This window comes from Staphylococcus sp. HMSC36A10 (assembly GCF_001838845.1).
Classification (GTDB): Bacteria; Bacillota; Bacilli; order Staphylococcales; family Staphylococcaceae; genus Staphylococcus; species Staphylococcus aureus.
Genome location: NZ_KV839130.1, coordinates 258,650 through 272,146 on the forward strand (window position 1 = coordinate 258,650; position 13,497 = coordinate 272,146).

Sequence of the window (13,497 nt, forward strand, 5' to 3'; positions counted from 1 at the left end):
AACAAAACTTAGGCACTTTAAACCATATTACGAATGCACAACGTACTGACTTAGAAGGCCAAATCAATCAAGCGACGACTGTTGATGGCGTTAATACTGTAAAAACAAATGCCAATACATTAGACGGCGCAATGAATAGCTTACAAGGTTCAATCAATGATAAAGATGCGACATTAAGAAATCAAAATTATCTTGATGCGGATGAATCAAAACGAAATGCATATACGCAAGCTGTCACAGCGGCTGAAGGCATTTTAAATAAACAAACTGGTGGTAACACATCTAAAGCAGACGTTGATAATGCATTAAATGCAGTTACAAGAGCGAAAGCGGCTTTAAATGGTGCTGAAAACTTAAGAAATGCGAAAACTTCAGCAACAAATACGATTAATGGTTTACCTAACTTAACACAATTACAAAAAGACAACTTGAAGCATCAAGTTGAACAAGCGCAAAATGTAGCTGGTGTAAATGGTGTTAAAGATAAAGGTAATACATTAAATACTGCCATGGGTGCATTACGTACAAGTATCCAAAATGATAATACGACGAAAACAAGTCAAAATTATCTTGATGCATCTGATAGCAACAAAAATAATTACAATACTGCTGTAAATAATGCAAATGGTGTTATTAATGCAACGAACAATCCAAATATGGATGCTAATGCGATTAATGGCATGGCAAATCAAGTCAATACAACAAAAGCAGCGTTAAATGGTGTACAAAACTTAGCTCAAGCTAAAACAAATGCGACGAACACAATTAACAACGCACATGACTTAAACCAAAAACAAAAAGATGCATTAAAAACACAAGTTAACAATGCACAACGTGTATCTGATGCAAATAACGTTCAACATACAGCTACTGAATTGAACGGTGCGATGACAGCACTTAAAGCAGCTATTGCTGATAAAGAAAGAACAAAAGCAAGCGGTAATTATGTCAATGCTGATCAAGAAAAACGTCAAGCGTATGATTCAAAAGTGACTAACGCTGAAAATATCATTAATGGTACACCGAATGCGACATTAACAGTCAATGATGTAAATAGTGCGACTTCACAAGTCAATGCGGCTAAAACAGCATTAAATGGCGATAACAACTTACGTGTTGCTAAAGAAAATGCTAATAATACAATTGATGGCTTAGCACAATTGAATAATGCACAAAAAGCAAAATTAAAAGAACAAGTTCAAAGTGCAACTACATTAGAAGGTGTTCAAACTGTTAAAAATAGTTCTCAAACGTTGAATACAGCGATGAAAGGCTTAAGAGATAGTATTGCGAATGAAGCAACAATTAAAGCAGGTCAAAACTACACTGACGCAAGTCCAACTAATCGTAACGAGTACGACAGCGCAGTTACTGCAGCAAAAGCAATCATTAATCAAACATCGAACCCAACGATGGAACCAAATACTATTACGCAAGCAACATCACAAGTGACAACTAAAGAACATGCATTAAATGGTGCGCAAAACTTAGCTCAAGCTAAGACAACTGCGAAAAACAACTTAAATAACTTAACATCAATTAACAATGCACAAAAAGATGCGTTAACGCGTAGCATTGATGGTGCAACAACAGTAGCTGGTGTAAATCAAGAAACTGCCAAAGCAACAGAATTAAATAACGCAATGCATAGTTTACAAAACGGTATCAATGATGAGGCACAAACTAAACAAACTCAGAAATACCTAGATGCAGAGCCAAATAAGAAATCAGCTTATGATCAAGCTGTAAATGCAGCGAAAGCAATTTTAACAAAAGCTAGTGGTCAAAATGTAGACAAAGCAGCAGTTGAACAAGCATTACAAAATGTGAACAGTACGAAGACGGCGTTGAACGGTGATGCGAAATTAAATGAAGCTAAAGCCGCTGCGAAACAAACGTTAGGTACATTAACACACATTAATAATGCACAACGTACAGCGTTAGATAATGAAATTACACAAGCAACAAATGTTGAAGGTGTTAATACAGTTAAAGCCAAAGCGCAACAATTAGATGGTGCTATGGGTCAATTAGAAACATCAATTCGTGATAAAGACACGACGTTACAAAGTCAAAATTATCAAGATGCTGATGATGCTAAACGAACTGCTTATTCTCAAGCAGTAAATGCAGCAGCTACAATTTTAAATAAAACAGCTGGCGGTAATACACCTAAAGCAGATGTTGAAAGAGCAATGCAAGCTGTTACACAAGCAAATACTGCATTAAACGGTATTCAAAACTTAGAACGTGCGAAACAGGCTGCTAACACAGCGATTACAAATGCTTCGGACTTAAATACAAAACAAAAAGAAGCATTAAAAGCACAAGTAACAAGTGCAGGACGTGTATCTGCAGCAAATGGTGTTGAACATACTGCGACTGAATTAAATACTGCGATGACAGCTTTAAAACGTGCCATTGCTGATAAAGCTGAGACAAAAGCTAGTGGTAACTATGTCAATGCTGATGCGAATAAACGTCAAGCATATGATGAAAAAGTGACAGCTGCCGAAAATATCGTTAGTGGTACACCAACACCAACGTTAACACCATCAGATGTTACAAATGCAGCAACGCAAGTAACGAATGCTAAGACGCAGTTAAACGGTAATCATAATTTAGAAGTAGCGAAACAAAATGCTAACACAGCAATTGATGGTTTAACTTCTTTAAATGGTCCGCAAAAAGCAAAACTTAAAGAACAAGTGGGTCAAGCGACGACGTTGCCAAATGTTCAAACTGTTCGTGATAATGCACAAACATTAAACACTGCAATGAAAGGTCTACGAGATAGCATTGCGAATGAAGCAACGATTAAAGCAGATCAAAACTACACAGATGCAAGTCCTAATAATCGTAGTGAATACGATAGTGCAGTCACTGCAGCAAAAGCAATCATTGGTCAAACAACTAGTCCATCAATGAATGCGCAAGAAATTAATCAAGCGAAAGACCAAGTGACAGCTAAACAACAAGCGTTAAACGGTCAAGAAAACTTAAGAACTGCGCAAACAAATGCGAAGCAACATTTGAATGGCTTAAGTGACTTAACTAATGCTCAAAAAGAAGCGGCGAAACGTCAAATCGAGGGTGCAACGCATGTTAATGAAGTAACACAAGCACAAAATAATGCGGATGCATTAAATACAGCTATGACGAACTTGAAAAATGGTATTCAAGATCAGAATACGATTAAGCAAGGTGTTAACTTCACTGATGCAGATGAAGCGAAACGTAATGCATATACAAATGCAGTGACACAAGCTGAACAAATTTTAAATAAAGCACAAGGTCCAAATACTGCAAAAGACGGTGTCGAAACTGCATTAGAAAATGTACAACGTGCTAAAAACGAATTGAATGGTAATCAAAATGTTGCGAATGCTAAGACAACTGCGAAAAATGCATTGAATAACCTAACATCAATTAACAATGCACAAAAAGAAGCATTGAAAACGCAAATTGAAGGTGCGACAACAGTTGCAGGTGTAAATCAAGTGTCTACAACAGCATCTGAATTAAATACTGCAATGAGCAACTTACAACGTGGTATTAACGATGAAGCAGCTACAAAAGCAGCTCAGAAATATACTGATGCAGATAGAGAAAAACAAACAGCATACAATGATGCTGTAACGGCAGCTAAAACGTTATTAGATAAAACAGCTGGCACAAATGAAAATAAAGCAGCCGTTGAACAAGCATTACAACGTGTGAATACTGCTAAAACTGCATTAAATGGTGATGCGCGCTTAAATGAAGCGAAGAACACAGCTAAACAACAAGTAGCGACAATGTCACACTTAACTGATGCTCAAAAAGCAAACTTAACATCGCAAATCGAAAGTGGTACGACTGTTGCAGGTGTTCAAGGTATTCAAGCTAATGCCGGTACTTTAGATCAAGCAATGAATCAATTAAGACAAAGTATTGCTTCTAAAGATGCGACTAAATCAAGCGAAGATTATCAAGACGCGAATGCAGATTTACAAAATGCATACAATGATGCGGTAACTAATGCTGAAGGTATTATTAGTGCAACGAATAACCCTGAAATGAATCCTGATACAATTAACCAAAAAGCGAGCCAAGTGAACAGTGCGAAGTCTGCATTGAACGGTGATGAAAAATTAGCAGCAGCAAAACAAACTGCGAAATCAGATATCGGTCGTTTGACAGACTTGAACAATGCACAACGAACTGCGGCAAATGCTGAAGTGGATCAAGCACCAAATCTTGCAGCTGTCACAGCGGCTAAAAATAAAGCAACATCGTTAAACACAGCGATGGGTAATTTGAAACATGCACTTGCTGAAAAGGATAATACGAAACGTAGTGTCAATTACAAAGATGCGGATCAACCAAAACAACAAGCGTATGATACTGCGGTTACACAAGCAGAAGCAATTACTAATGCTAATGGCAGCAACGCGAATGAAACACAAGTTCAAGCAGCACTAAACCAATTGAATCAAGCTAAAAATGACTTGAATGGTGATAATAAAGTTGCTCAAGCAAAAGAGTCAGCGAAACGTGCATTAGCTTCATATAGTAACTTGAATAATGCGCAATCAACTGCAGCAACTAGTCAAATTGACAATGCAACGACAGTAGCAGGTGTAACTGCTGCACAAAATACTGCTAATGAATTAAATACAGCAATGGGTCAACTTCAAAATGGTATTAATGACCAAAACACTGTTAAACAACAAGTGAACTTTACAGATGCTGACCAAGGTAAGAAAGATGCTTACACAAATGCTGTTACGAATGCTCAAGGTATTTTAGATAAAGCAAACGGTCAAAATATGACAAAAGCACAAGTTGAAGCTGCATTAAATCAAGTAACGACTGCTAAGAATGCTTTAAACGGTGATGCAAATGTAAGACAAGCAAAATCAGATGCGAAAGCAAACTTAGGTACATTAACACACTTAAATAATGCACAAAAACAAGATTTAACATCACAAATCGAAGGTGCAACAACAGTCAACGGTGTAAATAGTGTTAAAACGAAAGCACAAGACTTAGATGGTGCAATGCAACGATTAGAGACAGCAATCGCAAATAAAGATCAAACTAAAGCGAGCGAAAACTACATCGACGCAGATCCAACTAAGAAAACAGCATTTGATAATGCCATCATACAAGCTGAATCTTACTTAAATAAAGATCATGGTGCGAATAAAGATAAGCAAGCTGTTGAACAAGCAATTCAAAGTGTAACGTCTACTGAAAATGCTTTGAACGGTGACGCAAACTTACGACGCGCTAAAACTGAAGCTACACAAGCTATCGATAACTTGACACATTTGAATACGCCACAAAAAACAGCATTAAAACAACAAGTGAACGCTGCGCAACGTGTATCAGGTGTAACTGATCTGAAAAATAGTGCTACATCACTTAATAATGCGATGGATCAATTAAAACAAGCAATTGCTGATCATGACACAATTGTTGCTGGTGGTAATTACACTAACGCGAGTCCTGATAAGCAAGGTGCTTATACTGATGCATATAATGCTGCGAAAAACATTGTAAATGGTTCACCTAATGTGATTACAAATGCAGCAGATGTTACAGCAGTAACACAACGTGTTAATAATGCTGAAACAGGTTTAAACGGTGATACAAACTTAGCAACTGCGAAGCAACAAGCTAAAGATACATTACGTCAAATGACACATTTATCTGATGCACAAAAACAAAGTATTACTGGTCAAATTGATAGCGCGACACAAGTAACTGGCGTCCAAAGTGTGAAAGACAACGCGACAAATCTTGATAATGCAATGAATCAACTTCGAAATAGTATTGCGAATAAAGATGAAGTTAAAGCAAGTCAACCATATGTTGATGCAGATACGGATAAACAAAATGCATACAACACAGCAGTTACAAGTGCTGAAAATATCATTAATGCAACGAGTCAGCCGACACTTGATCCATCTGCAGTAACACAAGCAGCTAATCAAGTGAACACTAACAAAACTGCGCTTAATGGTGTACAAAACTTAGCGAATAAAAAGCAAGAAACGACTGCTAACATCAACCAATTAAGTCATTTAAATAATGCTCAAAAGCAAGATTTAAATACGCAAGTGACAAATGCACCAAATATTAGCACAGTAAATCAAGTGAAAACTAAAGCTGAACAATTAGATCAAGCAATGGAACGTTTAATCAACGGAATCCAAGACAAAGATCAAGTGAAACAAAGTGTTAACTTTACAGATGCAGATACAGAAAAACAAACAGCATACAACAATGCGGTAACTGCTGCTGAAAATATTATTAATCAAGCAAATGGTACAAATGCGAACCAATCACAAGTTGAAGCAGCACTTTCAACTGTAACAACTACTAAACAAGCGTTGAATGGTGATAGAAAAGTAACAGATGCTAAAAACAATGCAAACCAAACATTATCTACATTAGATAACTTAAACAATGCACAAAAAGGTGCTGTTACTGGAAACATCAATCAAGCGCACACTGTAGCTGAAGTAACGCAAGCCATTCAAACAGCTCAGGAACTGAATACAGCGATGGGTAACTTGAAAAATAGCTTGAATGATAAAGACACTACACTTGGCAGTCAAAACTTTGCAGATGCAGATCCAGAGAAGAAAAATGCATACAATGAAGCGGTTCGTAATGCTGAAAATATTTTAAATAAATCTACAGGTACAAACGTGCCTAAAGATCAAGTTGAAGCAGCTATGAATCAAGTGAATACAACGAAAGCAGCGCTTAATGGTACTCAAAACCTTGAAAAAGCTAAACAACACGCAAATACAGCAATTGACGGTTTAAGCCATTTAACAAATGCACAAAAAGAGGCATTAAAACAATTGGTACAACAATCGACTACTGTTGCAGAAGCACAAGGTAATGAACAAAAGGCAAACAATGTTGATGCAGCAATGGACAAATTACGTCAAAGTATTGCAGATAATGCGACAACAAAACAAAACCAAAATTATACTGATGCAAGTCCGAATAAAAAGGATGCGTACAATAATGCTGTCACAACTGCACAAGGTATTATTGATCAAACTACAAGTCCAACTTTAGATCCGACTGTTATCAATCAAGCTGCTGGACAAGTAAGCACAACTAAAAATGCATTAAATGGTAATGAAAACTTAGAGGCAGCGAAGCAACAAGCAACGCAATCTTTAGGTTCATTAGACAACTTAAATAATGCGCAGAAACAAGCTGTTACTGATCAAATTAATGGTGCGCATACTGTTGATGAAGCAAATCAAATTAAGCAAAATGCGCAAAACTTAAATACTGCGATGGGTAACTTGAAACAAGCGATAGCCGATAAAGATGCTACGAAAGCAACAGTTAACTTCACTGATGCAGATCAAGCAAAACAACAAGCATATAACACAGCTGTTACAAATGCTGAAAACATTATTTCAAAAGCTAATGGTGGCAATGCAACACAAACTGAAGTTGAACAAGCAATCCAACAAGTAAATGCAGCAAAACAAGCATTAAATGGTAATGCCAACGTTCAACATGCAAAAGACGAAGCAACAGCATTAATTAATAGCTCTAATGACCTTAATCAAGCACAGAAAGATGCATTAAAACAACAAGTTCAAAATGCAACTACTGTAGCTGGTGTAAACAATGTTAAACAAACAGCACAAGAGTTAAACAATGCTATGACACAATTAAAACAAGGCATTGCAGATAAAGAACAAACAAAAGCTGATGGTAACTTTGTCAATGCAGATCCTGATAAGCAAAATGCATATAATCAAGCAGTAGCGAAAGCTGAAGCATTAATTAGTGCTACGCCTGATGTTGTCGTTACACCTAGCGAAATTACTGCAGCGTTAAATAAAGTTACGCAAGCTAAAAATGATTTAAATGGTAATACAAACTTAGCAACGGCGAAACAAAATGTTCAACATGCTATTGATCAATTGCCAAACTTAAACCAAGCGCAACGTGATGAATACAGCAAACAAATCACGCAAGCAACACTTGTACCAAACGTCAATGCTATTCAACAAGCGGCGACAACGCTTAATGATGCGATGACACAATTGAAACAAGGCATTGCGGATAAAGCACAAATTAAAGGTAGCGAAAACTATCATGATGCTGATCCTGACAAGCAAACAGCATATGATAATGCAGTAACAAAAGCAGAAGAATTGTTGAAACAAACAACAAATCCAACAATGGATCCAAATACAATTCAACAAGCATTAACTAAAGTGAAAGATACAAATCAAGCACTTAACGGTAATCAAAAATTAGCTGATGCCAAACAAGCTGCTAAGACAAATCTTGGTACATTAGATCATTTAAATGATGCTCAAAAACAAGCGCTAACAACTCAAGTTGAACAAGCACCAGATATTGCAACAGTTAATAATGTTAAGCAAAATGCTCAAAATCTGAATAATGCTATGACTAACTTAAACAATGCATTACAAGATAAAACTGAGACATTAAATAGCATTAACTTTACTGATGCAGATCAAGCTAAGAAAGATGCTTATACTAATGCGGTTTCACATGCAGAAGGTATTTTATCTAAAGCAAATGGCAGCAATGCAAGTCAAACTGAAGTGGAACAAGCGATGCAACGTGTGAACGCAGCGAAACAAGCATTAAATGGTAATGACAATTTGGCAAATGCAAAACAACAAGCAAAACAACAATTGGCGAACTTAACACACATAAATGATGCACAAAAACAATCATTTGAAAGTCAAATTACACAAGCGCCACTTGTTACAGATGTCACTACGATTAATCAAAAAGCACAAACGTTAGATCATGCGATGGAATTATTAAGAAATAGTGTTGCGGATAATCAAACGACATTAGCATCTGAAGATTATCATGATGCAACTGCGCAAAGACAAAATGACTATAACCAAGCTGTAACAGCTGCTAATAATATCATTAATCAAACTACATCGCCTACGATGAATCCAGATGATGTTAATCGTGCAACAACTCAAGTGAATAACACGAAAGTTGCATTAGATGGTGATGAAAACCTTGTAGCAGCTAAGCAACAAGCTAACAATAGACTTGATCAATTAGATCATTTAAATAATGCGCAAAAGCAACAGTTACAATCACAAATTACGCAATCATCTGATATTGCTGCAGTTAATGGTCACAAACAAACAGCAGAATCTTTAAATACTGCGATGGGTAACTTAATTAATGCGATTGCAGATCAACAAGCCGTTGAACAACGTGGTAACTTCATCAATGCTGATACTGATAAACAAACTGCTTATAATACAGCGGTAAATGAAGCAGCAGCAATGATTAACAAACAAACTGGTCAAAATGCGAACCAAACAGAAGTAGAACAAGCTATTACTAAAGTTCAAACAACACTTCAAGCGTTAAATGGAGATCATAATTTACAAGTTGCTAAAACAAATGCGACGCAAGCAATTGATGCTTTAACAAGCTTAAATGATCCTCAAAAAACAGCATTAAAAGACCAAGTTACAGCTGCAACTTTAGTAACTGCAGTTCATCAAATTGAACAAAATGCGAATACGCTTAACCAAGCAATGCATGGATTAAGACAGAGCATTCAAGATAACGCAGCAACTAAAGCAAATAGCAAATATATCAACGAAGATCAACCAGAGCAACAAAACTATGATCAAGCTGTTCAAGCCGCAAATAATATTATCAATGAACAAACTGCAACATTAGATAATAATGCGATTAATCAAGTAGCGGCAACTGTGAATACAACGAAAGCAGCATTACATGGTGATGTGAAATTACAAAATGATAAAGATCATGCTAAACAAACGGTTAGCCAATTAGCACATCTAAACAATGTACAAAAACATATGGAAGATACGTTAATTGATAGCGAAACAACTAGAACAGCAGTTAAGCAAGATTTGACTGAAGCACAAGCATTAGATCAACTTATGGATGCATTACAACAAAGTATTGCTGACAAAGATGCAACTCGTGTGAGCAGTGCATATGTCAATGCAGAACCGAATAAAAAACAAGCCTATGATGAAGCAGTTCAAAATGCTGAGTCTATCATTGCAGGATTAAATAATCCAACTATCAATAAAGGTAATGTATCAAGTGCGACTCAAGCAGTAACATCATCTAAAAATGCATTAGATGGTGTTGAACGATTAGCTCAAGATAAGCAAACTGCTGGAAATTCTCTAAATCATTTAGATCAATTAACACCAGCTCAACAACAAGCGCTAGAAAATCAAATTAATAATGCAACAACTCGTGATAAAGTGGCTGAAATCATTGCACAAGCGCAAGCATTAAATGAAGCGATGAAAGCATTAAAAGAAAGTATTAAGGATCAACCACAAACTGAAGCAAGTAGTAAATTTATTAACGAGGATCAAGCGCAAAAAGATGCTTATACGCAAGCAGTACAACACGCGAAAGATTTGATTAACAAAACAACTGATCCTACATTAGCTAAATCAATCATTGATCAAGCGACACAGGCAGTGACTGATGCTAAAAACAATTTACATGGTAATCAAAAACTAGCTCAAGATAAGCAACGTGCAACAGAAACGTTAAATAACTTGTCTAACTTGAATACACCACAACGTCAAGCACTTGAAAATCAAATCAATAATGCAGCAACTCGTGGCGAAGTAGCACAAAAATTAACTGAAGCACAAGCACTTAACCAAGCAATGGAAGCTTTACGTAATAGCATTCAAGATCAACAGCAAACGGAAGCGGCTAGCAAGTTTATCAATGAAGATAAACCACAAAAAGATGCTTACCAAGCAGCAGTTCAAAATGCAAAAGATTTAATTAATCAAACTAACAATCCAACGCTTGATAAAGCACAAGTTGAACAATTGACACAAGCTGTTAACCAAGCTAAAGATAACCTACACGGTGATCAAAAACTTGCAGACGATAAACAACATGCGGTTACTGATTTAAATCAATTAAATGGTTTGAATAATCCGCAACGTCAAGCACTTGAAAGCCAAATAAACAACGCAGCAACTCGTGATGAAGTAGCGCAAAAATTAGCTGAAGCAAAAGCGCTTGATCAAGCAATGCAAGCATTACGAAATAGTATTCAAGATCAACAACAAACAGAATCTGGTAGCAAGTTTATTAATGAAGATAAACCGCAAAAAGATGCTTACCAAGCAGCAGTTCAAAATGCAAAAGATTTAATTAACCAAACAGGTAATCCAACACTCGACAAATCACAAGTAGAACAATTGACACAAGCAGTAACAACTGCAAAAGATAACCTACATGGTGATCAAAAACTTGCTCGTGATCAACAACAAGCAGTAACGACTGTTAATGCATTGCCAAACTTAAATCATGCACAACAACAAGCATTAACTGATGCTATAAATGCAGCGCCTACAAGAACAGAGGTTGCACAACATGTTCAAACTGCTACTGAACTTGATCACGCGATGGAAACATTGAAAAATAAAGTTGATCAAGTGAATACAGATAAGGCTCAACCAAATTACACTGAAGCGTCAACTGATAAAAAAGAAGCAGTAGATCAAGCGTTACAAGCTGCACAAAGCATTACAGATCCAACTAATGGTTCAAATGCGAATAAAGACGCTGTAGAACAAGCATTAACTAAGCTTCAAGAAAAAGTGAATGAGTTAAATGGTAATGAGAGAGTCGCTGAAGCTAAAACACAAGCGAAACAAACTATTGACCAATTAACACATTTAAATGCTGATCAAATTGCAACTGCTAAACAAAATATTGATCAAGCGACGAAACTTCAACCAATCGCTGAATTAGTAGATCAAGCAACGCAATTGAACCAATCAATGGATCAATTACAACAAGCAGTTAATGAACATGCTAACGTTGAGCAAACTATAGATTACACACAAGCAGATTCAGATAAGCAAAAGGCTTATAAACAAGCTATTGCTGATGCTGAAAATGTATTGAAACAAAATGCGAATAAGCAACAAGTGGATCAAGCACTTCAAAATATTTTAAATGCAAAACAAGCATTAAATGGTGATGAACGTGTAGCACTTGCTAAAACAAATGGTAAACATGACATCGACCAATTGAATGCATTAAACAATGCTCAACAAGATGGATTTAAAGGTCGCATCGATCAATCAAACGATTTAAATCAAATCCAACAAATTGTAGATGAGGCTAAGGCACTTAATCGTGCAATGGATCAATTGTCACAAGAAATCACTGGCAATGAAGGACGCACGAAAGGTAGCACGAACTATGTCAATGCAGATACACAAGTCAAACAAGTATATGATGAAGCGGTTGATAAAGCGAAACAAGCACTTGATAAATCGACTGGTCAAAACTTAACTGCAGAACAAGTTACCAAATTAAATGATGCAGTCACTGCAGCTAAGAAAGCATTAAATGGTGAAGAAAGACTTAATAATCGTAAATCTGAAGCATTACAAAGTTTGGATCAATTAACACATCTAAACAATGCTCAAAGACAATTAGCAATCCAACAAATTAATAATGCTGAAACGCTAAATAAAGCATCTCGAGCAATTAATAGAGCAACTAAATTAGATAATGCAATGGGTGCAGTACAACAATATATTGACGAACAGCACCTTGGTGTTATCAGCAGCACAAATTACATCAATGCAGATGACAATTTGAAAGCAAATTATGATAATGCAATTGCGAATGCAGCACATGAGTTAGATAAAGTGCAAGGTAATGCAATTGCAAAAGCTGAAGCAGAGCAATTGAAACAAAATATTATCGATGCTCAAAATGCATTAAATGGAGACCAAAACCTTGCAAATGCCAAAGATAAAGCAAATGCGTTTGTTAATTCGTTAAATGGATTAAATCAACAGCAACAAGATCTTGCACATAAAGCAATTAACAATGCCGATACTGTATCAGATGTAACAGATATTGTTAATAATCAAATTGACTTAAATGATGCAATGGAAACATTGAAACATTTAGTTGACAATGAAATTCCAAATGCAGAGCAAACTGTCAATTACCAAAACGCTGACGATAATGCTAAAACAAACTTCGATGATGCCAAACGTCTAGCAAATACATTGCTAAATAGTGATAACACAAATGTGAATGATATCAATGGCGCAATCCAAGCAGTCAATGATGCAATCCATAATCTTAATGGTGATCAACGACTACAAGATGCTAAAGACAAGGCAATTCAATCAATTAATCAAGCTTTAGCTAATAAGCTAAAAGAAATCGAAGCTTCAAATGCGACGGATCAAGACAAGCTTATTGCGAAAAATAAAGCAGAAGAATTGGCAAACAGCATCATCAACAACATTAATAAAGCAACAAGTAATCAGGCTGTATCTCAAGTTCAAACAGCAGGCAACCACGCGATTGAACAAGTGCATGCCAATGAAATACCAAAAGCAAAAATTGATGCCAATAAAGACGTTGATAAGCAAGTTCAAGCATTAATTGACGAAATCGATCGAA

1 protein-coding gene (running past one end of the window) is annotated in these 13,497 nt (G+C 36.2%); it reads left to right on the forward strand.

Annotated features, from left to right (window positions below):
• Positions 1–13,497 carry part of the coding region annotated (gene ebh, locus HMPREF3247_RS13295; protein WP_070866252.1) for a hyperosmolarity resistance protein Ebh on the forward strand (this coding region is incomplete at its 3' end). Its footprint begins 14,248 nt before the window's first position, so 13,497 of the 27,745 annotated nt are shown.